Genomic DNA, 24,768 nt, shown 5'->3' on the forward strand with positions numbered 1-24,768 from the left:
ATTAACTTTAATTTAAATGTTACAATTTTACTTTCTGAAATAAAGAAATTATCTTTAACAAATCTAATAACTCTTATATATACAAAATGAAAAACTACCTAATTCTTGTTTTAGCCATTTGTTTGATGGCTTGTAAAAATGATGCAAAAACAAATAATAAAGATATTGATGTTGAAGAGATACCTGAATTAAAAATTTCTCCAATAGAACACGCAACAATGGTTTTAGAGTATGACAACAAAACAATATACATTGATCCTACTGGTGGAAAGGACGCTTTTGAAACATTTAAGAAGCCAGATTATGTTGTTATTACAGATATTCACAGCGATCACTTACATTTAAACACTCTTGAATCTTTAGATTTAGGTGATGCCAAAGTAATTGCTCCTGAAGCTGTTTATGAAAATTTGCCAGAACATATAAAAGCTATCACAACTACCATGATTAATGGTGCTAAAGAAAAATTTGAAACTTTTAATATTGAGGCTATACCTATGTATAATTTAAGGGAAGAAGCTTTACAATTTCACCCAAAAGGTAGAGGAAACGGTTATGTTTTTACTTTTGGTAAAGAACGTGTTTATATTTCTGGAGATACTGAAGATATTCCTGAAATGCGTGCTTTACAAAATATAGATAAAGCATTTATTTGTATGAATTTACCATATACAATGACTGTAGAAAGTGCTGCGGATGCAGTTTTAAGCTTTAAGCCTCTAGAGGTCTTTCCTTACCATTATAGAGGAACAGAAGGCTATAGTGACGTAGAACAATTTAAATCTATAGTTAATTCTAAAAATAAAGATATAAAAGTCACTCAATTAGAATGGTACTCAAATAATTAAAATGAAATAAAAATTACCGTTTAACGAAAAAAACATAGTTTTTAAAGATAATTATTATATATTTGAGAAATCAATTCGCTAATTATCAATGACATCCATAATTTTTGACCTACAATTTTTTCTTGTCTCTTTTTTTGAGGAAATTTTTTCCAAAAAAATAACTATAGTTTTATCACTAGCCTTATGTGCGGTATTTTTATTATTAATTATTAGTTTAAGAAATAGAAAAAAACTTAATAAACGAAATAACCAATATGATGATTAGCCTCCAAACTAATTCTTCTATACTAATTGGAGTTTTTGTTGTTTTTTTATTTTTAATTTTAGGAGTAGCATTACAGAAAATAAAAATTAGAAAACAAAAAAGAAAGCTTGAAAAAGAAAGTAAACGTTTAAATTTACTTAAGAAAAAAGCTTCTACTAAATACGAAGATTTCACAGACGGACATTTATACCAATAAAAAAAGAGCAGACTTTATATAAAGCCTGCTCTTTTTTTTGTTGTATTATAAATATAATTATCTAATTAGCTTTTTATATTTAATACGTTTTGGCATTAAATCTCCACCAAGACGTTTCTTTTTATTTTCTTCATATTCACTAAATCCACCTTCAAAGAAATACACTTGACTATCACCTTCGAAAGCTAAAATATGTGTACAAATTCTATCTAAAAACCATCTATCGTGACTAATTACAACTGCACAACCTGCAAAGTTTTCTAAGCCTTCTTCAAGCGCTCTTAGTGTATTTACATCTAAATCGTTTGTTGGCTCATCTAACAGTAATACGTTTCCTTCTTCTTTAAGCGTCATTGCTAAATGTAAACGGTTACGCTCACCACCAGATAATAACTTTACTTTTTTGTTTTGTTCACTTCCGCTGAAATTAAAACGACTTAAGTAAGCACGAGAATTTACTTGCTTTCCTCCCATCATTACTAACTCTTGCTCGTCACTAAAGTTTTGCCAAATTGTTTTTTCTGAATCTATATTAGAATGCTTTTGGTCAACGTAAGCTATTTTAGCTGTTTCACCAACTATAAACTCTCCTTTATCTGGAGTTTCTTCACCCATTATCATTTTAAAAATAGTGGTTTTACCAGCACCATTTGGACCAATAACACCAACTATTCCTGCTTGTGGTAAATTAAAGTTTAAATCGTCGTATAATAACTTATCGTCATACGCTTTGGCAACATTTTTGGCTTCTATAACATTTGTTCCTAAACGTGGTCCATTAGGAATATATATTTCAAGTTTTTCGTCAAGCTGTTTTTGATCTTGACTCATTAACTTGTCGTAATTTTTTAAACGCGCCTTTTGTTTTGTTTGTCTTCCTTTTGCGCCTTGTTTAACCCATTCTAGCTCACGCTCTAATGTTTTTTGTCTTTTAGATGCTGTTTTGCTTTCTTGAGCCATACGTTTAGACTTTTGGTCTAACCAAGATGAGTAGTTTCCTTTCCAAGGGATTCCTTCACCTCTATCTAATTCTAAAATCCATCCTGCAACATTATCTAAAAAGTATCTATCGTGCGTTACTGCAATTACAGTTCCTTTATATTGCGCTAAGTGGTGCTCTAACCAGTGTACAGATTCTGCATCTAAGTGGTTTGTTGGCTCATCTAACAATAATACATCTGGTTCTTGTAATAGTAAACGACATAAAGCTACACGTCTTCTTTCTCCTCCAGATAAAACTGCTATTTTTTTATCACCATCTGGAGTACGTAAAGCATCCATTGCAATTTCTAACTTTGTATCTAACTCCCAAGCATTAGCGGCATCAATTTCATCCTGAAGCACTGCTTGCCTAGCCATAAGCTTTTCCATTTTATCTGCATCGCTATAAACTTCTTCTAAAGCAAATTGATCGTTAATAGAATTATACTCATCTAAAATAGCTACAGTTTCTGCTGCACCTTCACGAACAACTTCCATTACCGTTTTATTCTCATCAAGCTGTGGTTCTTGTTCTAAATAACCTACAGAGTAATCCTGAGAAAAAACAACGTCTCCTTGATAGTTTTTATCTACTCCTGCTATAATTTTTAATAAGGTAGATTTACCTGAGCCGTTAAGACCTAGAATACCAATTTTAGCACCATAGAAAAAACTTAAATAAATGTTTTTAAGAACTGGTGTGTTTGCACTTGGAAATGTCTTGGTTACACCAGACATTGAAAATATTATTTTTTTATCGTCACTCATAATTTATACTCTTCCTTTTAAAGCGTTAAAAACCCAGGCTATTGCAAAAAAACCAACACCAACTGCCGCGAATCCCCAACCAGCTACTTCTTGATATTTAAAAGCTCCCATTGCTATTAAACCTAATCCTACTATTATCATTATAGTGGTAGCCCATGCTAACACTGTATTTTTATTCATTGCCATATTTTATATTTTAAAGGGATTACAAATATCGTTTTTTTTATAAAAAAAGCATCGTAATTACTGTGTTTTTAATAGTTAATTACCTTGTTTAAAGCATTGGGACTTCAATTAAAAGTATTTCTGAATTAGTTTTGGCTGTTATTAAAAAATTATTTGTATTTGAAATTGCTATTGCATCTCTTGAATTTAAGTTTGTGTTACTTATAGATATGCTTCCGTTTACATTCATTATATATACACCGTGATTTTTTGAAATGGTTTTATACTCTAATGTTTTTTCTTTTGAAATATCTACTCTAGAAATTTTGGCATCTTGATGAATTTTTAATCCATCGTCATCATTATCTATTGAGGACACAATGGTTTGAAACTTATCCTTTCGGCCTTCTAAACTAAAATGTTTTTGGTCGTATCTTGGTGTAACATTTTTTTTATTTGGAATTATCCATATTTGAAATAAATTTAAATGACTTGTAAGACTTCCGTTAATTTCTGAATGCTGTAAACCTGATCCTGCAGACATTACTTGTACTTCTCCTGGAATAACAGATAACCACTCATTAGCCATAGAGTCTTTATGCTTTAATTCTCCACTTATAGGAATGGTAATTATCTCCATATTATCATGAGGATGTGTACCAAACCCCATTTTGGGAGCAATTATATCATCATTTAAAACTCTTAACGCTCCAAAATGTAATTTATCAGGATTATAATAATTTGCAAAACTAAACGAGTAATTAGCTTGTAACCATCCATGGTTTGCGTGACCTCGACTATTTGCTTTATGTAGAATTGTTTTCATAATAGTCTTTTTTATTTTTTATAGGTTTTATCTTATTTTATCGAGCAAATCACTTAACTGGCCTGCTTCCTCTTCATTTAAATTTTCAAGGAATTTTGGATTCCATTTTTTGTCTATTTCTGCTAATAAATCTAAACCTAAAGCTGTTATACTTATATTAACAACTCTTCTATCTGTAGTAGAAGATACTCTATCTATTAAATCTTTAGCAAATAACTTATCCATTAACCTCGTAACATTTGGCGAACGTTGAACCATTCTACTTTTTACTGTTTGCACTTTTAAAGGTTTCTTTGCTCCTCTTAAAATTCTTAAAATATTATATTGTTGTGCAGAAATATTATAAGGTTTTAACAACTTTTGTTGTGCACTATTTATCCAACTTGCTGTATATAATATATTTATATAAGCTTTTAAATCGTTGCTAGGAAATGAAGATTGTATTTCTTTTGAAATATCTCCCATTACATATTATTTTTAAAATTAGTTAATGCGTTTTCTAATTCTGCATTTAAATTTTGATCTTTTATACCTTCACTTGAAAAGTTTTCGTAAAAAGAAGGCAAAGAAAATGTTTCTATAATTTTTGCGCCATGTCTTGGAAATCTATCATTAGCCATAGTTAACACAGATTGTCCACCGCGTTTTCCTGGTGATGTGGCCATTAGTAACATTGGTTTATTATCCCAAAAATTATTTTCAATTCTAGATAACCAATCCATAGTATTTTTAAATGCTGTTGTATAAGCACCGTTGTGTTCTGCTAAAGAGATAATTACTCCATCAGACGATTTTATTTCTTTTAAAAACGAATGTGCATCTTTTGGAATGCCTTGATCATTTTCTAAATCTATACCATATAACGGTAAATTATAATCGTTTAAATCTAAAATTTTTACTGTTATATCTTCTAATTTATTAGCTGTATAAGTTGCTAACTGTTTGTTTATAGATGCTTTACTATTACTTCCTGCAAATGCAATTACTTTTTTCATAAATACTTTTGTTTATCTCAAATATAATCAATTTAGTTTCCATAGAATATAATGTCGCGGTGTTTAATACTTTATTAACTATTTTTATTGTGATTAAACTTTGTATTTTAGCTTAAAAATTTAAATACATGGATATCAACTTCAACAAAAACGAAGATTATAATAAATTACTAGTTTCAGATTTACGTAATCGCTTTGCAAAAGTTAAACTTGGTGGTGGCCAAAAAAGAATAGATAAGCATCACGAAAAAGGAAAACTAACTGCTAGAGAACGTATTGATTATTTATTAGACAGTAAGCGTAAAAGTATTGAAATTGGAGCTTTTGTAGGTGATGGTATGTACGAAGAACACGGTGGATGCCCATCTGGTGGTGTTGTTGTAAAAATAGGATATGTAAGTGGTAAGCAATGCATAGTAGTTGCCAATGATGCTACAGTAAAAGCTGGAGCTTGGTTTCCTATTACTGGTAAAAAGAATTTACGTGCTCAAGAAATTGCAATAGAAAACAAATTACCTATTATTTATTTAGTAGATAGTGCTGGTGTTTATTTACCATTACAAGATGAAATATTTCCAGATAAAGAACACTTTGGAAGAATTTTTAGAAATAATGCAGTAATGAGTAGTATGGGCATTACACAAATTGCCGCTGTTATGGGAAGTTGTGTTGCTGGTGGCGCTTACTTACCTATAATGAGTGACGAAGCTTTGATTGTTGATAAAACAGGAAGTATTTTTCTTGCTGGTAGCTATTTGGTTAAAGCTGCTATTGGAGAAACTATAGATAACGAAACACTTGGTGGTGCTACAACTCACTGTGAGATTTCTGGTGTTACAGATTATAAAGCTAAGGATGATAAGGATGCTTTAGATACTATTAAAAGATTAATAGATAAAATTGGAGATCACGATACTGCAGGTTTTAATAGAGTTGAAGCTAAAAAACCTAAAGAGAATCCTGAAGACATTTACGGTATTTTACCTAAATCAAGAGCCGACCAATATGACATGCTTGAAATTATTTCAAGATTGGTAGATAATGGCGAATATGATGAATATAAAAAAGGCTATGGTCAAACTATTATTACAGCTTATGCAAGAATAGATGGTTGGGCAGTTGGTATTGTTGCAAATCAAAGAAAATTAGTAAAAACTAAAAAAGGAGAAATGCAATTTGGTGGTGTTATTTACAACGATAGCGCAGATAAAGCTACTCGTTTTATTGCTAATTGTAACCAGAAAAAAATTCCATTAGTATTCCTACAAGATGTTACCGGCTTTATGGTTGGTAGTAAAAGTGAACATGGTGGTATTATAAAAGATGGTGCCAAAATGGTAAATGCAGTAAGTAATAGTGTGGTACCAAAATTTACAATTGTTGTTGGTAATAGTTACGGTGCAGGAAACTACGCAATGTGTGGTAAAGCATACGACCCAAGGTTAATTGCTGCATGGCCAAGTGCAGAATTGGCTGTTATGAGTGGTAATAGTGCTGCAAAGGTTTTATTACAAATTGAAAAAGCTTCTTTACTAAAAAAAGGCGAAGAAATTACACCTGAAAAGGAAGAAGAGTTATTCTCTAAAATAAAAGATAGATATGACAATCAAGTCTCTCCATATTATGCTGCTTCACGTTTATGGACAGATGCTATAATAGATCCATTAGATACAAGAACCTGGATTTCTATGGGTATTGAGGCTGCTAATCATGCTCCTATAGAGAAACCTTTTAATATGGGTGTTTTACAGGTTTAATATTATGAAAAAGAAATCTAAATCACCAGTTTTTATAATCTTGTTACTTATACTAGCTGGTGAGGCAGTTTTTATATTACCTTTTGTTATTGTCAGGATCTTTAGAACAACGTTTCTAGAGGCTTTTAATATAAGTCAAACCGAACTAGGAAGTTGTTTTTCAGTTTACGGTTTGGTTGCTTTTTTTTCTTATTTATTTGGCGGACCAATTGCAGATAAATTTAAACCACATACACTTATGTCTGTGGCTTTATTACTAACAGCACTTGGAGGCTTTTACCTTTCTACATACCCAGATTTAGTTAACCTCCATATTTTATATGGTTTTTGGGGTTTTACTACTATTTTTTTGTTTTGGGCTGCAATGATTAAAGCTACTAGAATTTGGGGAGGAACACAAAAACAAGGCCTCGCTTTTGGCTTTTTAGATGGTGGACGTGGACTTGTTGCCGCCTTGTTTGGTTCGGTTGGTGTTTATGTTTTTTCTATGTTTATTTCTACAGATATTGAGATTACTTCTATAACAGAGCGACGCTTAGCGTTTAAACAAGTTATAATTTATTTTTCTGTAGCTGTTGTTCTTGTTTCTTTATTAGTGTTTTTTCTATTACGAAAATTACCAAATAACATTTCTAACAAAAACTTTAATCAGCCAACTTTAAAAAACATTAAACAAGTATTAAAATTTAAAGCCATTTGGCTTTTAATGATTATTATACTTTGTGCTTATTTTAGTTATAAAATGACAGATTTATTTAGTCAATATGCAGAAGATGTTATGAAATATAATAAAATTGAAGCTGCAAAAGTTGGTACTTACTTATTGTATTTAAGACCTCTAATTGGTGTGATTATAGGCTTACTTGCCGATAGAACCAGAGCATCTTTATGGATTGTAATTGGTTTTATTATAATGCTATTAACAAGCGCGCTTTTTGCTAGCGGAATAATTAATGAAAATCTTACATTACTCTTCGTACTCTCAATTGGCACAATGGCTTTAGGCGTATATTCTGCTAGAGTTTTATATTTTGCTGCTTTTGAAGAAAGTAAAATTCCTATTGCAATTACAGGTACTGCCGTTGGTGTCGTTTCTATTATAGGCTACACACCAGATATATTTGCAGGACCATTAATGGGCTATTTTTTAGATAAAAACCCAGGAGCTTTGGGATTAAGACATGTTTTTGCTATTATGAGTGGTTTTTCGTTGATTGGTACGTTAGCTTCGGTTTTATTTTATAAACATTGTAAAAAAAGCATTTAAAAATTAAATGCTTTTTTTACTGTGCCTTTTTATATACTTTGAGACGATTTTACTAACCTTATAAACTCTGCTCTATAACCATCTTCATCTTCACCTCTACCTTGTTTTGCAAGTTTTATAACAGTGTCTAAATTTGAATTATTATCAAATTGAGATTCTCTTAATTGCATACCAAATAAAGCCACTGCCGATGCAAACTTCATATCTACTGATGCTTCTGTTGTTTTGTCTGTAGCTACGTGTACCATTTCTATACTAGTATCTTCATCTGGTTTTTTATATCTAAACTTTACTGTTAATAATTCATTAGAATATTGCTTCTGCTCTACTGTTTTTGTATATTTTAATTGTGTTTCTCCTTTTATATATTTGCTTTCAACACCAACCGGGATTACTTCATATAAAGCAGTAACCTTGTGACCACTACCTAATTCTCCAGCATCTTTAGTATCATCTATAAAATCTTCATTAGCTAATAATCTATTTTCATACCCTATTAATCTATAAGCCTGAACTTTTGTAGGATTAAATTCTACTTGAATTTTAACGTCTTTTGCTATGGTAAATAGTGTACCACCAAACTCTTTTCCAAAAATTAATTTAGCTTCTTGCATAGTATCAATATAAGCGTGGTTACCATTACCTTTATCTGCTAAAGTTTCTAATTTATCATCTTTATAATTCCCGTAACCAAAGCCTAAAACAGATAAAAACACACCAGATTTTCTTTTTTCAACAATTAAATCTTCCATTGCCTGATTACTAGATGCTCCAACATTAAAATCACCATCTGTAGCTAAAATCACTCTATTATTTCCGTTTTTATTAAAATTTTCTTCAGCTAATTTATAAGCTAGATTTATTCCAGCTCCACCAGCTGTAGAACCGCCAGATTGTAATTTATTTAAAGCCTTTAAAATTTTCTTTTTATCTTTTCCTGAGGTTGGCTCTAAAACAACGCCTGCTGCTCCAGCATATACTACAATAGATACTTTGTCTTTATCTCTTAATTGATCTACTAATAGCTTAAAAGCAGATTTTAATAATTTTAATTCGTGACTCATAGAGCCAGAAACATCTATTAAAAAAGTAAGGTTTGCAGCTGGAAGCTCTTTATTCTCATAGGTTTTACCTTGTAATCCTATTTTAACAAGTTTGGTTTGGTTGTTCCATGGTGTTTGTGCTACTTCGGTATGAATAGCAAAAGGATGTTCATCTTTTGGTTGTGAATAATTATAATTAAAATAATTAATCATTTCTTCAATTTTAACAGCATCTGCCGGAATATGCTGTGCATTATTTATCATGCGTCTAACATTACTATACGATGCTTTATCAACGTCTATAGAAAATGTAGATAATGCAGATGTGTTTGTTAATTTAAATTTATTTTCATGAATTTTAGTATATGATTCGTTAGCTATTTTATGCACATCTGGCATGGTATAGTTTCCTTTTTTTGTACTTACTAATATAACACCGTTTGCGCCTCTATTTCCATAAATAGCTGTTGCTCCAGCATCTTTTAATATTTTAATTTCTTTTACTTTTTTAGCTTTTAGTTTTCTTAAAGCTTCTTGTGTAGAAGGTTTACCATCTATAATAACCATAGGCTCTACATTACCATTTATAGAATTAGTGCCTCTTATAACAATAGAATTAGTATCTTTTTTTTGAGATTTTGAAGCATTTTGAACGCTTACACCAGACACTTTACCTTGAAGTGTATTAACTACATGGTTATTATTGGCAACTAATTGCGCTGCAGAAGTTGGTTTAGCACGATTTCTTCTTTTATTAGAATATGCCATAACAACAACTTCATCTAAACTGTTTTTATCTGGTTGCATAGAAAAACTAATTGTAGAATGCTCACCAACAGTACGTTCTTCTCTTACATAACCAATAAAGCTGTATAACAAAATATTACCTGCTGTTGCATTAATAGTATATTTTCCATCAAAATTTGTTTGTGTACCATTTGTGGTACCTTTTTCAACTATTGTAACTCCAGGAAGTGGTATACCTGTTTCGTCTGTAATTATACCAGAAATTGTTTTTTGTTGTGCTTGTAATTGTATTACAAAAAAGCTTACAAATAGAAAGTTTAGAATGTATTTCATGATGCTATGGTTTTAAAGTTTAAAATAAAACTATAACCAAAGCTTGTTTTAAAAAATACCCAATGAGTAAACGGTTACTTTTAGTGAGTAAACACTACTTTTTTAATAGTTGTAATGTTTTTGACCTTTGAATTTTACCAGAAGTAGTTTCGGCAAAAGCATCTAAATAGTAAATGTATTTTGGTTTTTTATAAGGTTCTAAATCATTAAACACTGAAGAAATAATAGAATCCTTTTCTCCTTCAACAACTAAAATTATACGGTTTCCTAATTTTTCATCTTCTTCTGAAGCTATAAAAAAGCGATTACTAATTTTTTCTTGAAGTGTATTTTCTATTTGTTCTGGAAATACTTTTATTCCGCCAGAATTTATAACATTGTCAAACCTACCTAACCACTCGAAAGTCTGTTTTGTATGAAGTTTTACTACATCGTTTGTAATTACTTTTTCCGAAGAAAGCAAAGGTGCTTCAATTTCTAAGCAATTATTTTCATTTTGAGAAATAGTAACTCCTGGTAACGTTTTAAATACGCCCGAAGCCTGTTGCGCTTCAAAATTATTTAATTGCTTTAAGGCTATATGAGATACCGTTTCTGTCATCCCATAAGTTTCAAAAACAGTTGTTTTTAAATCTTGTAGTGTTCTTGTTAATGCTGTTGATACTTTTGCTCCACCAACAATTAAGGTTTTTATATTATCTATAGAATTTAAATTGCTTTGCAATTGTAACGGTACCATTGCTGCAAAATTATACGTTTTAGATTTATCTATTATTAATTTAGATTTGGGTTCTATACTATCTATTTCTAAACCAATTATTAGTGCTCTAACTAACATCATTTTGCCAGCAATATAATGCGCTGGTAAACATAAAAGTGCTTTATCTCCTGGTTTTAAATTAAAAAAATCTCTAGTAGCAATTGCAGAATTAATCATGCGTTGTTTACTAATAGTTATTGTTTTAGGTTTTCCTGTAGAGCCTGATGTTTTTAATGCAATTAAGTCTTTATTATCTAACCAGTTTAAAAGAAACGCTCCTATATCTTTTTTATATAAAACATCACCTTTTAAAAATGTTTCGCTTAGCGTTTTTAATGTTTGGGCATTGTAATGCTTTCCGTTAAGTTTAAAGTTTTCGTGTGTTTTAGTATAATGTGGTACCACTTTAATCTAAAATTTTATAGTTTTCTTTTGGTGGTTCTATTACTTTTCCAAAAAGTTTTTCTTTCCAATTAGTCCATTTATAAAGACGACTAAATATTAGAATTAAAATTGGAAAAATTATAAATACAGGTAATATTAAATCTAAAAAACCAAGTTCTGGTTCTGCAACATCTTTAAATATAGAATGTGTTTGAAATGCCGTCCAATTTGCTGTTACCAATAATGCTGTGAATAAATTATTGGCAGCATGAAAACCTAAAGCAAGCTCCATACCTTCATCCATAAGTGTTATAATACCTAAAAATAATCCTGTACCAATGTAGTAGACCATAATAGAGTAACCTAATTTTTCTACCTCAGGATTTGCAATGTGTAACATACCAAATATAACAGAAGTTAAAATTAATGGCACCCATTTGTTTTTTGCTATAACACCTAAACCTTGCATTAAATAGCCTCTAAATAAATACTCCTCAAAACTGGTTTGAAAAGGAATTAGTATAATTGCGATTACTGCTAAAATTAAAAATCTATTTAACTCAAAATTATTTAAATAACTATCTGGAGATAAAAAGTAATCTAAAAGTACCATTCCAGAAGATAGTATTCCCCAAAAAAAGAAAGCAAACCAAATACGTTTCCAATCTATTTTTTTTCTTGCTGTAGTTAGAGATGTTATAGTTTGAGCGTGTAAAAATTTCACAGCTAATAATAGAAAAATTAATCCGCCAGCAAATGGTAATAAAATAAATACCAGATTTGTATTAGCATCAAAAAGACTTAATAGATAATTAGTATCATCTAATCTTGCTAAATCTACGTTTGCTTCCATTTTTTTTACAAAAATGGCTGCTAAATGTGGAAGCGAAAATATAAATACACCAATTACAGCGATAATTATTCCTAATAAGTAACGCCACCATTCGTGCATTACTTTATATGCTTGAGCTATATACATAAATTATAAATTAAAATTCCAAGGTAAATTTGGATTGTATTGCAATGTACCATTTTTTACTTGTAATGGCGAATCAAAATTATTTGTAAATAAACTGCCAGTACCTAAGCCTTGTGGCATTGTTGTGTTTTTTTTGTAAGTATATTGTGCTATTGCATTTAAACCTACATTACTTTCAAGAGCACTTGTAATCCACCAATTTATATTATTATTTTCTGCCAATTCAATCCATTGGTCTGTACCGTTAAAACCACCAATAAAACTAGGTTTTAAAATAATATATTGAGGTTTTATAGTTTGTAATAATTGTTTTTTATCGTGTTTAGAAAATACACCTATTAGCTCTTCATCTAAAGCAATTGGTAAAGGTGTTTGTTCGCAAAGCGTAGCCATTTCATCAAACTGTTTTACAGCTATTGGTTGCTCTATAGAATGAAGGTTATACTGTGATAGTTGCTTTAACTTTTCTAATGCTTCGGTTGGTTTAAAAGCACCATTAGCATCTACTCTTAACTCTATATCGCTTTCGCGGAAATGTTTTCTAATATCTTTTAATATTTCTAATTCTGTATTAAAATCTATAGCTCCAATTTTAAGCTTAATACAATTAAAACCAGATTCAATTTTGTTTTTAATTTGGTCTTTCATAAACGCTTTTGTACCCATCCAAATTAGTCCATTAATGTTTATTGCTGCTTGACCTTGGGTAAAAGCTGAAGGATAAAGTATAAATTTATCTTGAGCCTTTAAAGATTTAAAAGCCATTTCTAAACCTATTTGTATACTAGGAAATGCTGAGTTTTTTTCTAATAAATACTCTAAACCTTTATCAATATTTTTACAAGTATACTCTAATTGTTGCTGGTAGTCTGGCCTATCGTCTATAGATAAACCTCTAAGTATACCACACTCGCCAATACCGGTATTTTCTTCGGTTTTTATTATTATAAACCAAGTTTCTTTGGTTTTTAAAATACCTCGTGATGTACCGCTTGGCATTTTAAAATTTAAAATATGTTTATGGTAAACTGCTTTCATATTTTATAGTAAATGTCCGGCACCAAGTAAAAGTGCTAATAAAACTGTAGACAGTGCTAGTTTTTTTAGTTCTGGATCAAAATCTACAGGATTTGTAATTGCTTTTACTCTTTTTAAATGTAAAAACAATGGGATGTATGCTATAAAAAATATTAGATTAAATGGTGAAACATAGTATAACATTCCAAAAAAGAAAGATGCTACTATGCCGCCTAAAATTAAAAAGTAATGATATTTTTTTGCATTATCAAAACCTAACCTTACAGCTAAAGTGATTTTATTAGATTTTAAATCTCCAATAGCATCTCTCATATTATTTAAATTTAATACGCCAGCACTTAATAAACCTATTGTAATTGCAGGAAGTATAGTTACATGATCAAACTGTTTTGCAAATAGTACATAACAACCAATAACACTTATTAAACCAAAAAATATAAATACATAAATATCTCCAAGCCCTTTATAACCAAAAGCTTTATCTCCCATAGTATATTTCATAGCTGCTCTAACAGAGAGAAAAGCTAAAAAGAAAAATAAAAGCGATAATAATAAGTGTTTTACACCAAAAGCAGTAAATATTAAAAATATAGTGAGCACTATACATATTAAAATATTTAATCTAATAGCATGAAACATTTCATATTGCGTGATGTTTCCACTTTGTATTGCTCTGGTTGGCCCAACTCTATCTTGGTCGTTATCTGTACCTTTTTCGAAATCACCATAATCGTTAGCTAAGTTTGATAATATTTGATAACTTAAAGTAGCTGCAATTGCTAGTGTAAATATTAAGCCATCAAAAACACCATTATACTCTGCCAAACTACCTGCTACAATTATTCCTGAAATGGATAGTGGTAATGTTCTTAAACGGATTGCAGACAACCAAATTGAAATATTTTTCATTTACTACTTGTTATGGAATCCACTGTTTTGGAAAGTTAGGCTTGCGTTTTTCTAAAAACGCATCTCTACCTTCTTTTGCTTCATCTGTCATGTATGCTAAACGTGTTGCTTCTCCAGCAAACACTTGTTGTCCTACCATACCATCATCTGTTAAATTCATTGCAAATTTTAGCATTTTAATAGATGTTGGTGATTTTTCTAAAATCTCCTGAGCCCATTGGTATGCAGTAGTTTCTAACTCATCATGAGGTATTACGGCATTTACCATACCCATTTCGTAAGCTTCTTGAGCGTTATAATTTCTTCCTAAGAAAAAGATTTCTCTAGCCTTTTTTTGACCTACCATTTTTGCTAAGTATGCAGACCCATAACCACCATCAAAGCTAGTAACATCTGCATCTGTTTGCTTAAAAATGGCATGTTCTTTACTTGCTAAAGTTAAATCGCAAACCACATGTAAACTATGACCACCACCAACAGCCCAACCTGGAACAACAGCGATTACAGCTTTTGGCATAAAACGAATAAGTCTTTGAACTTCTAATATGTTTAATCTATGGTAACCATCTTCACCAACATAACCTTGATGACCTCGAGCTTTTTGATCGCCACCAGAACAAAATGAGTATATTCCATCTTTACTTGAAGGACCTTCAGCAGAAAGTAACACTACACCAATACTTGTATCTTCTTGCGCATCATAAAAGGCATCGTAAAGTTCTTTTGTAGTTTTTGGTCTAAATGCATTTCTCACATCTGGTCTATTAAATGCTATTCTTGCTACACCATTAGATTTTTTATAGGTTATATCTTCATAATCTCTAACCTTTGTCCATGTTATCTCGCTCATATTTTATTTTGTATTAATCGGCATTAAAAATACATAATTTAGGATGTTCTGTACTAATTTTAAACTTATAATTATACATTAAAAAATAGAATTATTTAATTTAATTATACATCGCTTTTAATATTACAAAACCAATTGCTTATTAAAACATGTATTTTATCGATTATTTAACACCTTTTAACGATGTTTATTGTTTTGGGTTTTTATAAAAACAGAAATAATGATTTGTAAAATACCTTTGTAGAGTTATTAATCTATTTTATAAACCCCTCAAGATGAGACTAATTGACTCTAGTCTATCGAAATATATTGAAGAAACACACCATTTACCTATTGGTAGTATTTATTTCTTTGAATATTTTGTAGTTACAGAATTTAACGAAGGAGAACATATTGATTTATCTGCTTCGGAAACATTTATTAATTTATCTAAATCGTTTTTTTCAAGTAAAAAAGCTTTTGGAATAATTACAAATAGAATTAATAGATTTTCTGTAAACCCTTTAGATATTAAAAAGTATAGTGACAAATTAGAGAATTTAGAATCTTTTTGCTCTATTACTTATAATAATGAATATGATAATATGAATGTTGAAATAGAAAAACGTTTTACATCAAAACCTTTTTTTATAACTAAAGATTTTAAAGAAGCTTTTAACTGGACTTTTAAAACAGTTACCAAAAGTTTAATAGAATAAGTAACCCAATATATTTTTTGCCCTACCTACACTAGCTGTTAGATTTTATCTAGCAGCTTTTTTTTATTTATTAAACTAATTTTATACCATCGTTTTGAATAGTGATTTGCTTTTGCTTATAAAGTGTACCAATGGCCTTTTTAAAATTCTTTTTACTCATTTCTAGAGTCTCTTTTATTGCTTCTGGAGAAGATTTATCGTGTAATGGTAAAAAACCGCTATTGTCTTCTAAAGTTTCTAATATTTTCTTAGCATTAGGCTCTATATTTCTATACCCTATTTCTCCTAAGGCAATATCTAGCTTGTTTCCTGGTCTAATTTTTTTAACGATACCTTCTAATCTATCACCTACACTAATTTCCTGAAAAATATTATCCTTATAAATTAATCCTGTGTGTTTACCATTTACAATAACATTCATCCCTATATCACTTGGATGTGAGACTATTAAATCTACCTTATCAAACTCTGCTACTGTTAATGTTGTATTATCTAAAAACCTATTAGTCTTACTTGACGCTACAAGCCTTTCTGTTTTTTCGTCTAAATAACAATGTACCAAATACCAACCTCCTTTTTTCATTTTAAAGGCTTGTTCTTTAAATGGGCAAAATAATTCTTTTACCATTCCCCAATCTAAAAATGCGCCGTAATCGTTAACTGCATTACAACGTAAAACTGCAAAATCACCTCTTGTTATGTATGGCTCATCTGTTACTGCTACTAAGCGCTCATCATTATCTAAGTAAATAAATACTTCTACATCATCTCCTACTTTAAACACGTCTTCTACATAACGGTTAGGCAGTAACACCTCGTTACCATCTTCGTCTCCAAGAAATAATCCTGGCTCTGTATCTCTTAGAATTTCTAAAGTATTGTATTCTCCTATATTAATCATTTTGCAAAAGTACTAATATTAAAAATCAAATTAGATTTTTTTTAATCTATAAAATTTGAAATTTAAATATAAAAAAAACGCTATAATATGAATTACAGCGTTTTTAATATTTTATAAAGATAATTCTATTTGTAAACAGACTCTTTTTTAAAATGCTTAGCTAGTAAATAATAAATTACAGCTCTATACTTAGTCTTGTTAGATCGACCGTAAGTTTCTATAACAGAATCAATAGCTTTGTCTAAATCATCACTATCACTTAAGCCTAATTTTTTAATTAGAAAGTTGTTTTTAACTGTCGCTAATTCTTTTTCATCAGATCCAGAAACTGTAGCTGCATCTCTGTTATAAATTGAAGGACCACAACCAATTGTAACTTTAGTTAAAAAATCCATATCGGGATTTACACCACACTTGTCTTTAAGATCTGCAGCATATTTAGTAATAAGGTCGTCTCTTTTACTCATAATTATAGTTTTAAGTTGTTTTAAATTTCTTTTAAATATACAATTTTTTTAATCTAAAAATTTTAACACAACAATATATTATAAGTAATATATCGACAAAAAGAAAAAACTTTCGGTAAGCTACTTTATTTTACTAAAATAATTAAGGAGAATTTCATCATTAATTTTACTTGGAGTAAACACTTCTAATAACTTAGGTTTTTCACTTTTTGTATAAAAATGCTGTAAATTTTCAGTTAAGTCTATTTCACTACTAGCTTGGGCGTATTCAAAATTAAACATACTACATAATTGCTTAGCTGTTAGATTATGTTTTGTTTCAAAAAACTCATCAAAATTACTGGTGTTTTTATGTCCTGGTAGTATTCTAAAAATACCGCCACCACTATTATTAATTACAATAATTCTAAAGTTATTAGGTATATATTTATTCCACAGTGCATTGCTATCGTAAAAAAAACTTAAATCTCCTGTTATAAATACTGTTTGTTCTTGTGCTATGGCTGCTGTACCTATTGCAGTACTTGTGCTACCATCTATACCACTGGTTCCTCTATTACAAAATACTTTTATAGTCTTATTTAAGTCGAAAAGCTGCGTGTACCTAATTGCTGAGCTGTTACCAACTTGTAAAATTGAATTATCTGGAATTGTACTTAATAATTGATTAAAAACCTGAAAGTCTGAAAATGGAATTGCTTCCATATATGTTTTATGATTTTTTCTTCGGTTATTAAATTGTGCTAACCAATATGGATTGAAGTCACTTTTAACTGTGGTTGTATTCTCTAAAAAATTAGAAAAAAATGTATTTACCGAAGTTTTAAAAACTTTGTCAAGTACAAAGAAGGTATCGTTTGCATTATGTTCTCCTACATGCCAATGGTGTTTGGGTTTAAATTCTCTTAAAAATTTTTTTATTTTTTTTGAGACTATTAAACCTCCAAAAGTAAGTAATATTTCTGGTTGTAATTTTTTAAAATCATCTTGATTAAAAGCTCCTATTAACTTATCTATTCCTGGAATAAACTTATGGTGATGAATGTTTGAAGTCGTTTCTGTAAGTACCAAAACACTATCATCTTCTGCTAAACTATCAAGGTGTTTTTGCGCTACACTGTTTGGTTGATTTACACCTACCAAAACTAATTTTCGTTTTGAAGCTTTCCAAATTGTTTTGAAAGCTTCTAAATTTTCTATTTCTAAATTACTTTCTTTAATAGGCATTAGCTGTGGTGACACAGTTAGCTCTTCTACAATATCGTATAATGGCTCATTAAACGGAATATTTACATGTACTGGGCCATTTTTAGATATAGATATATTTAATGCTGTATTAATCTCCTTTTCATTATAATTTTGAATGGTCTCCTGTAATTCTAGATATTTTTCTATTTTATTTTCAATACTTTTAATTATTGGTAAGTTATCTTTTTCGAGCTTGTTTTCTTCATTTAAATCCTGCTTTAAATTTGCCGAATATAAAATATGATTTTTAAAAACATGTTCTTGATTTATAGTTTGCCCATCACCAATGCCTATTAAATGTTTAGGTCTATCGGCACTTAAAACGACTAAAGGAATATTACTATAAAAAGCTTCTGCAACGGCAGGATAATAATTTAAAAGTGCACTACCAGATGTACATACAACTGCAACAGGCTGTTGTATTTGCTGTGCAATACCCATAGCAAAAAAAGCGGCACAACGCTCATCTACAACACTATAACATTTAAAAAATGTGTTGTAAGTAAAACCAATAGTTAATGGTGCATTACGGCTACCTGGAGATAATACAATATGTTGTATGTTTTTAGCTTTTAAAAGCTGAACAACGGTTTGTGCGAGTGGTATTTTTGGGTATTTCATCTAACTACAAAAATACAATATTCACTATTTTAAACCATATTAAAACAGCACCTTTTTCATGGTTTGAGTTTTGTTAACTGTTTCTTCCCATTCTTTTTCTGGAATAGAGTCTTTGGTAATTCCGCCACCAACATAAATAGTAGCATTTACATCTGTAAGTTGCATACAACGTAAGTTTACAAACAAGTTAGAAACTTTTTTTACAGAGGTATAAGCATTATTTTCTACGTTACGCCTATTGTTATTTCTTGATTTTTTTTCGGTTATATTTAATTCTCCTAAAAAACCAGTATAAAATTCTCGATTGTAGTTTTCATGCTGTAAAATAAATTGCTTTGCTGGTTCTTTTGGTAAACCACAAACTGCTGGAGTTGGATGTAATGCGTTTACAATTGTTTTTAAGTTTGAATTTAAAATACCGGAAATTTTAGTTCTTAAATGTAATAAATTTCCTGCCTTAATTGTTTCTACATTAGCTACGCTAAAATTAGTTACAGAAGTTTTTAAATTTTCTACTATAAAATTTGTTACCAATTGCTGTTCTTCAATTTCTTTAGCTTCCCATTTTGGGTTTTTATCGCCTTTAAATTTTTGTGTTCCTGCCAAAGCCATTGTTGTAAATCTATTTCCTGTTACTGTTAACAATGTTTCTGGTGTTGCACCAAGCCACAACCCTATTTTAGGATGATACCAACAGTAAACAAAAGCTTTTGGATATGTGTTTAATAATCTTGAAAATAATGTTATTGCATTTTTTTCTTTAAGTGGAATTATTTTTTTTCTTGAAACTACAACTTTTTGTAAAATACCAGATTCTATACTTTGCAGACTTTTAAAAACTAAATTTTCATGATTGTTTTTTGCTTCATGATCTATAGTATTCTCTAAGTCTTTATTACTAACGTCTTCTTCCTTTGTTTTAAAATTTGTTTCTAAGGTTTGAGACTTGTTTTCAGGAATTAAAATAGTCTCTTTTTCATTATCAAAAGGAGAAAACACAAAACCACTTTCTAATAAATCTATAGACTTATAAATATCATCATTTTCTTGAAAAAGTCCTTTTACTATTGCTGCATTAGGCTTTTTGTACAATACAAATGGTAATGCTTCATTAAAATGATTTTGGGCTATTTCAAAAAAATCTTTGTCTAACATTTTCAAGAGTTTTTATATTTCCGCGAAAGCGAAAACCTACTTTTTTTTAGGCAATGATATTGTTGATAATCTACAAATAGATATTAAATTATCGGCTTCATCTGTTACACGAATATCTAACAATTGTGTTGTGCGTCCTTTATGTAAAAAGGTTGCTTTTGCATAAACAAAACCTTCTTTTATACTTTTTAAGTGATTTGCAGTGATTTCTAAACCACGTACAAACATTTTTTCTGTATCTATAAAAATATGCGACGCAAAACTACCAACACTTTCTGCTAAAGCTGCTGTTGCTCCACCGTGTAATACGCCGTCTGGTTGATGTACTCGTGGTGTTACTGGCATTCTTGCTATTAAAAAGTTATCTCCAAAATCTACCATTTCAATGTTTAAAGTTTCCATTAAGGTATTTTTGCTGGCAATGTTTGCTTTTGCTAGTATTTCGTCTTTAGATAAGTTCATCTATTTACTGTATTTTTACAACTCCAAAAATACGAAACATAAGCACAATGCAATCTACCCGAAAGGAAATAATTTACACAACAAAAAAACCATACGCTACTTTAAATACATTAACTAATTCTACTAAAAATGTGTGGTTTGTTTGCCACGGTATGGGTTATTTAAGCAAATACTTTATTCGTTATTTTAATGGATTAAATGAAAAAGAAAATTATATTATTGCTCCACAAGCTACTAGTTTATACTACCAAAAAGGTTTTAAGCATGTTGGTGCAAGCTGGCTAACAAAAGAAAACACTTTAGCCGAAACTGAAAATATAATGGAATATTTTGATGCTATTTTAGCTGAAGAAAATATACCTAGCGATAAAAATATTATTGTTTTTGGGTATTCTCAAGGTGTGAGTGTTGCAACTAGATATGTGAAAAATCGTGAATTTAATTGTGCGCAATTGGTTTTACATTCTGGTGGTATACCTAAAGAATTAATTGCTGAAGACTTTAAACATTTAACTGCTAAAGTATCTTTAATTTATGGTACTGAAGACGAATATTTAAATGAAGAACGAATTGCTCAAGAAACTAAATTCGCTAAAACACTATTTAAAAGCAACTTAAATATTATTCCTTTTAAAGGTAAACATGTTGTTAATGTAGAAATTATTAATAGTCTTGTTTAATTTTTTAGCTTTATAGAAACTTTTTTATTCTATGATTTTAGAAAACAATAGAGCAAAACTTACTTTACTTACTTTAAATAATTTTAAAGAACTTACGAGCATTGCAAACCAAGAGCATATTATTTTTTATTCTCCAAGCGATATTTCGACTCCTGAAAAGTACAAAGCATATGTAGATATTGCTCTTGCAGAATATGAAAATAAAAAAGCGATACCATTTATTATTTACGATAAAAAATTTAAAACTTATGCAGGCTCAACTCGTTTTGGTTTAATAAATTATACTGATAAAGTTTTACATATTGGCTGGACATGGTTAGGCACAGAATTTCAAGGTACAGGATTAAATAAAAATATTAAATATTTAATGTTAAAGTATGCTTTTGAAAACATGAATTTTGAAAAAGTAGAGTTTAGAATAGACGAACGAAATTTAAAATCTAGAAAAGCTGTAGAAAAAATTGGAGGTGTTTTTGAAGGTATTTTGCGTGAAAATAAAATTATGAGTGATGGTTTTAGACGCAGTACTTGTTGCTATGGTATTTTAAAAAGAGAATGGCATTCGCTTAAAAACGATTTATTTTTAGACTGTAACTAAATAATTATTAATAAGGTAAAACATTTATCCATTTTAATACAGATACAGTTATAAAAGTAAAACCTACACTATATAAAATAGCGCCTTGCCAATAAGAAAGTCGTGTTGGCCAATGTCTCCATAATTTTGAGCCAAATTCATTTTTGCCATATTCTCGTGTAAGTTTCCAATACAGAAAAATAAATGTTACAAAAATTAATAATGCTGTTATTGCCATCCAAAAATTATCCATAAACAAAATATTTAAAAACTCACTTATATGCTATAGTATATAAAACTAAGTGTATTCTAATTTACAAAAAAAAAGTTTATTTACATTCAAAACAATGCAATAAGTTTTCTGGTAAATTTAATTTTTCAGAGCCTTTTAAAGCTTCTGTTACCACACCTTTTTCGTCTATTACTTTTTTTAATTCTTTAGCATAAGCTACTAAATTTGTTCTTCTGGCTTTTATTTTTTCAATAATTTCATTACCATCTATAGCAGTGATTTCTTTAGGCCAAATCTTTAAAGCATTGTTTAAAACGCTATCTGTAATTTGATTTTGAAGAAATTTTGCTTCGGTTATAAAAAGCGATTCTTTGGTATTAAGTAAAAAATAACGATCAAACGGATAAACTAAACCTGGCATGAAGTTAATTTCTTTTTCAAACGATTGTAACTCTGGAACAATATGCTTGTTTGCTAAAATGCTTGGTATTATACCTTCGGTTTTAAAAAAAGCATTATCACGATCACCTGCTAATGGTATTGCTGTATAATTATTTTCTACTTTTTTAATAACCCAGCCGTATTGTTTGGCATGCCTGTCCCAATCGCCAATAAGAAAATCAAACAAGCGCACTCTTATTAATGCAGATTTATCTATTGCAACTTTATTTTCTTTTTTAAGTTTTAGCTTTTGTAAATCGTCTGTTTCAACAATTTCTGTTACACTACTATAATCTGTCCAGTTTTTATGGCTATCGGTCTCATATTCTAATAAGTATAATCTGTTACCAAATTTCTTATTGTATTTTTTTAATACTTTTTGTTTTGGTACAAATACAATTTTAGGCTGAGTACTTAAAATATTTGCAGATTTTGCAATTTCTGAAGCTAATACAGCACCATATGGATGTTGTGCCGAAATACCATCAACAACAATATTTTCTAAACCTAAAGTACGAGCAAAGTCTGGAATTAGTGCTTTTGGATCTTTATTTATACTTCTTAAAGTATATTTTACGCCATTTTCACATTGTAATTTTAAAGAGTGTGTTTGTTTTCCTCCACCTTTTTTTATTACTTCCATTCCTCCTTTTAAAGAGTCTAAAAATACAACCGGTACTTTTATTGGTGTTTCCCATGCCTTACGATATTGCTCGCCTTGCATGATTGTTTTTACAGTGTTTGCTTTGTATAATGTACTAGCGCTAATAACTACAGAGTCTATAGATTTAAAATTAAATGTTTCTATATTATCTATATTTAATATATCGGCTTTTTCAAAAACTTTATCTGTACTAGACAACGACCAATATACTAGTAGTATAAATACTACCAATAATACTATAAAAAACATTCCTATTTTTTTCATTGTCTATTTTAATCGCTAGGCTAAAAATAAAAACTTTGATTGAGAAATGATTGTTCTATTTAAAGAGTTTTTAGCTTATTTAAAATTTGTTTTTTTTAAAAAGAAGGTTTAAATAATAAATATAACAAGCTACTATTTTACTAAATTGTCTATAATCGCTTTTACTGGTAAAATTTCCTTGGTATGCTCTATACTTGGTCCTGCAACCCAAACTGTTTTATAAGTTGCTTTTTTAGCAGCGTTTTCGGTAGCTTTCATACCTATTGAAAAACGAATCATTTTAACCCATTTTTTCAATTTTTTATTTTTGTTTAAAATAGATTCAAGCCAAGATTCTTTTGTTCCTATTTTTTGAACATAAGGTGTATTTATTACTGTACATGGTGTACCAGAAATACGTTGAGTCATTACAATATCTTTAGCGCCATAATCTACACAGGCTTGTTTGTACTCGTCTGTAACTCCTGCTTCTACTGATGCTATAAACGGACTTCCAACACTAACGCCTTCTGCTCCATAACTAAGCATTTTATCTATATCTGCTTTGCAACCTACTCCACCAGCAGAAATTACCGGAATAGTTAATGCTTCGCTTAATTGATTTGTTAATTGTTGTGGAGATAAATTCCCTCTATGACCACCAGCTTCGTTATTTACAGCAATTGCTGCATCTGCACCTAAACTTTCTACCTTTTGTGCAAAACGTAAATCGGTTACATCACAAATAACTTTAATGCCTACTTTGTGTGCTTGTTTTATAGTTTCTTCTGGACTACCAAGAGAAGTAATAATAAAATCGCAACCTTCTTCGCATAAAACTTCTAATTGTCCTTTATATTTAATATTAGATTTATTTACAATAAGGTTAAACCCAAAAGAGCCACCTTCAACTTTATTTGCTTTTAATTCTCTAATTGCTGCACGTAACTCATCTAAAGTTCTATAATTAAGAGCTGGAATACAGCCTGCAATACCACCTTTCATAGCTTCTGTAACCATTGCTACATTAGAAACCAGGAACATTGGTGCTTGAATTATTGGGTATTTTATATTTAAAAGTTGTGTGAGTTTAGTTTGCATTTTGTTGATTTTATTTGAACAAATATAATCAATAATTTATTATGCATGCATAGTTTTTTACAAACATTAACGATTAAACTAAATATTGATTTTAACAAAAAAACGCAATCAAATTAATGATTGCGTTTTTTAATATTTAATATCTCTTGAAGAGCTACTCAGTCAAT

Annotated in this window: 26 protein-coding genes; 7 read left to right on the forward strand and 19 right to left on the reverse strand. The window is 29.8% G+C overall.

Annotated features, from left to right (window positions below):
- Nucleotides 1-86: 86 nt before the first annotated feature.
- A complete protein-coding gene (locus BM549_RS01390) occupies nucleotides 87-848 on the forward strand; it encodes an MBL fold metallo-hydrolase (RefSeq protein WP_290468617.1) in 762 nt (253 codons plus the stop codon).
- 254 nt (nucleotides 849-1,102) lie between these two features.
- On the forward strand, nucleotides 1,103-1,309 hold the full coding sequence (locus BM549_RS01395; protein ID WP_290468618.1) for a hypothetical protein: 207 nt from the start codon (nucleotides 1,103-1,105) through the stop codon (nucleotides 1,307-1,309).
- A gap of 57 nt (nucleotides 1,310-1,366) precedes the next feature.
- On the opposite strand, the gene ettA is transcribed toward BM549_RS01395, so the two are convergent.
- The 5 genes from ettA to BM549_RS01420 form a co-directional block, all read right to left on the reverse strand.
- Complete coding sequence (ettA, locus tag BM549_RS01400; RefSeq protein WP_290468619.1) at nucleotides 1,367-3,058, reverse strand: energy-dependent translational throttle protein EttA; 1,692 nt, start codon at nucleotides 3,056-3,058, stop codon at nucleotides 1,367-1,369.
- Between the two features lie 3 nt (nucleotides 3,059-3,061).
- Nucleotides 3,062-3,244: a CAL67264 family membrane protein gene (locus BM549_RS01405; protein ID WP_013870946.1), complete on the reverse strand. Its 183-nt coding sequence runs from the start codon at nucleotides 3,242-3,244 to the stop codon at nucleotides 3,062-3,064.
- An 88-nt stretch (nucleotides 3,245-3,332) separates the two neighbouring features.
- Nucleotides 3,333-4,049, reverse strand: a complete 717-nt coding sequence (locus tag BM549_RS01410) for a pirin family protein (RefSeq protein ID WP_290468620.1) — start codon at nucleotides 4,047-4,049, stop codon at nucleotides 3,333-3,335.
- A 27-nt stretch (nucleotides 4,050-4,076) separates the two neighbouring features.
- Nucleotides 4,077-4,514, reverse strand: coding sequence for a MarR family transcriptional regulator (locus BM549_RS01415; protein ID WP_290468621.1), 438 nt, complete (start codon nucleotides 4,512-4,514; stop codon nucleotides 4,077-4,079).
- Nucleotides 4,514-5,044 carry an NADPH-dependent FMN reductase gene (locus BM549_RS01420; RefSeq protein WP_290468622.1) on the reverse strand — a complete coding sequence of 177 codons (531 nt, stop codon included), beginning with the start codon at nucleotides 5,042-5,044 and terminating at the stop codon, nucleotides 4,514-4,516. Before BM549_RS01420 ends, BM549_RS01415 begins: the two co-directional genes overlap by 1 nt.
- 128 nt (nucleotides 5,045-5,172) lie before the next feature.
- Here BM549_RS01420 and BM549_RS01425 point away from each other — a divergent pair, with 128 nt between their 5' ends.
- Complete coding sequence (locus BM549_RS01425) at nucleotides 5,173-6,801, forward strand: acyl-CoA carboxylase subunit beta (protein WP_013870942.1); 1,629 nt, start codon at nucleotides 5,173-5,175, stop codon at nucleotides 6,799-6,801.
- Between the two features lie 4 nt (nucleotides 6,802-6,805).
- A complete protein-coding gene (locus tag BM549_RS01430) occupies nucleotides 6,806-8,068 on the forward strand; it encodes a nitrate/nitrite transporter (protein ID WP_290468623.1) in 1,263 nt (420 codons plus the stop codon).
- A gap of 29 nt (nucleotides 8,069-8,097) precedes the next feature.
- Here the strand turns inward: BM549_RS01430 and BM549_RS01435 are convergent, their stop codons facing one another.
- The 6 genes from BM549_RS01435 to BM549_RS01460 form a co-directional block, all read right to left on the reverse strand.
- The gene (locus tag BM549_RS01435) at nucleotides 8,098-10,191 is read right to left on the reverse strand and encodes a von Willebrand factor type A domain-containing protein (protein WP_290468624.1); all 2,094 of its coding nucleotides are present in this window, start codon (nucleotides 10,189-10,191) and stop codon (nucleotides 8,098-8,100) included.
- Between the two features lie 94 nt (nucleotides 10,192-10,285).
- Entirely contained in the window at nucleotides 10,286-11,356 is a 1,071-nt protein-coding gene (locus BM549_RS01440; protein ID WP_290468625.1) for an AMP-binding protein, read from the reverse strand.
- A 1-nt stretch (nucleotide 11,357) separates the two neighbouring features.
- Nucleotides 11,358-12,314, reverse strand: coding sequence for a type II CAAX endopeptidase family protein (locus BM549_RS01445; RefSeq protein ID WP_013870938.1), 957 nt, complete (start codon nucleotides 12,312-12,314; stop codon nucleotides 11,358-11,360).
- A 3-nt stretch (nucleotides 12,315-12,317) separates the two neighbouring features.
- Complete coding sequence (locus tag BM549_RS01450) at nucleotides 12,318-13,352, reverse strand: o-succinylbenzoate synthase (RefSeq protein WP_290468626.1); 1,035 nt, start codon at nucleotides 13,350-13,352, stop codon at nucleotides 12,318-12,320.
- A gap of 3 nt (nucleotides 13,353-13,355) precedes the next feature.
- Nucleotides 13,356-14,261: a 1,4-dihydroxy-2-naphthoate octaprenyltransferase gene (gene menA, locus BM549_RS01455; protein WP_290468627.1), complete on the reverse strand. Its 906-nt coding sequence runs from the start codon at nucleotides 14,259-14,261 to the stop codon at nucleotides 13,356-13,358.
- Between the two features lie 10 nt (nucleotides 14,262-14,271).
- The gene (locus BM549_RS01460) at nucleotides 14,272-15,111 is read right to left on the reverse strand and encodes a 1,4-dihydroxy-2-naphthoyl-CoA synthase (RefSeq protein WP_290468628.1); all 840 of its coding nucleotides are present in this window, start codon (nucleotides 15,109-15,111) and stop codon (nucleotides 14,272-14,274) included.
- A 275-nt stretch (nucleotides 15,112-15,386) separates the two neighbouring features.
- On the opposite strand from BM549_RS01460, the gene BM549_RS01465 reads away from it, so the two are divergent.
- A complete protein-coding gene (locus BM549_RS01465) occupies nucleotides 15,387-15,809 on the forward strand; it encodes a hypothetical protein (RefSeq protein ID WP_290468629.1) in 423 nt (140 codons plus the stop codon).
- A gap of 70 nt (nucleotides 15,810-15,879) precedes the next feature.
- Here BM549_RS01465 and BM549_RS01470 read toward each other — a convergent pair whose 3' ends face one another.
- The 5 genes from BM549_RS01470 to BM549_RS01490 form a co-directional block, all read right to left on the reverse strand.
- Nucleotides 15,880-16,710, reverse strand: coding sequence for a S1-like domain-containing RNA-binding protein (locus tag BM549_RS01470; RefSeq protein ID WP_290468630.1), 831 nt, complete (start codon nucleotides 16,708-16,710; stop codon nucleotides 15,880-15,882).
- Between the two features lie 125 nt (nucleotides 16,711-16,835).
- The gene (locus BM549_RS01475; protein ID WP_013870932.1) at nucleotides 16,836-17,177 is read right to left on the reverse strand and encodes a DUF2853 family protein; all 342 of its coding nucleotides are present in this window, start codon (nucleotides 17,175-17,177) and stop codon (nucleotides 16,836-16,838) included.
- Nucleotides 17,178-17,297: 120 nt separating this feature from the next.
- Nucleotides 17,298-19,046 carry a 2-succinyl-5-enolpyruvyl-6-hydroxy-3-cyclohexene-1-carboxylate synthase gene (gene menD / locus BM549_RS01480; protein WP_290468631.1) on the reverse strand — a complete coding sequence of 583 codons (1,749 nt, stop codon included), beginning with the start codon at nucleotides 19,044-19,046 and terminating at the stop codon, nucleotides 17,298-17,300.
- Between the two features lie 39 nt (nucleotides 19,047-19,085).
- Nucleotides 19,086-20,201, reverse strand: coding sequence for a chorismate-binding protein (locus BM549_RS01485; protein WP_290468632.1), 1,116 nt, complete (start codon nucleotides 20,199-20,201; stop codon nucleotides 19,086-19,088).
- A 36-nt stretch (nucleotides 20,202-20,237) separates the two neighbouring features.
- A complete protein-coding gene (locus tag BM549_RS01490; protein ID WP_290468633.1) occupies nucleotides 20,238-20,663 on the reverse strand; it encodes a hotdog fold thioesterase in 426 nt (141 codons plus the stop codon).
- Between the two features lie 47 nt (nucleotides 20,664-20,710).
- On the opposite strand from BM549_RS01490, the gene BM549_RS01495 reads away from it, so the two are divergent.
- Nucleotides 20,711-21,343, forward strand: coding sequence for an esterase (locus tag BM549_RS01495; RefSeq protein WP_290468634.1), 633 nt, complete (start codon nucleotides 20,711-20,713; stop codon nucleotides 21,341-21,343).
- Nucleotides 21,344-21,374: 31 nt separating this feature from the next.
- Nucleotides 21,375-21,941: a GNAT family protein gene (locus BM549_RS01500; protein ID WP_290468635.1), complete on the forward strand. Its 567-nt coding sequence runs from the start codon at nucleotides 21,375-21,377 to the stop codon at nucleotides 21,939-21,941.
- A 7-nt stretch (nucleotides 21,942-21,948) separates the two neighbouring features.
- On the opposite strand, the gene BM549_RS01505 is transcribed toward BM549_RS01500, so the two are convergent.
- From BM549_RS01505 to BM549_RS01515, 3 genes are all read right to left on the reverse strand, one after another.
- Nucleotides 21,949-22,173 (reverse strand): hypothetical protein, encoded by a 225-nt coding sequence (locus tag BM549_RS01505; RefSeq protein WP_290468636.1) that lies wholly within the window; start codon nucleotides 22,171-22,173, stop codon nucleotides 21,949-21,951.
- A 76-nt stretch (nucleotides 22,174-22,249) separates the two neighbouring features.
- Entirely contained in the window at nucleotides 22,250-23,521 is a 1,272-nt protein-coding gene (locus tag BM549_RS01510; RefSeq protein ID WP_290468637.1) for a hypothetical protein, read from the reverse strand.
- A gap of 132 nt (nucleotides 23,522-23,653) precedes the next feature.
- On the reverse strand, nucleotides 23,654-24,601 hold the full coding sequence (locus BM549_RS01515; protein WP_290468638.1) for a nitronate monooxygenase: 948 nt from the start codon (nucleotides 24,599-24,601) through the stop codon (nucleotides 23,654-23,656).
- Nucleotides 24,602-24,768: the final 167 nt, after the last annotated feature.

The organism is Lacinutrix sp. MedPE-SW, from assembly GCF_001874145.1.
Taxonomy (GTDB): Bacteria; Bacteroidota; Bacteroidia; order Flavobacteriales; family Flavobacteriaceae; genus Lacinutrix.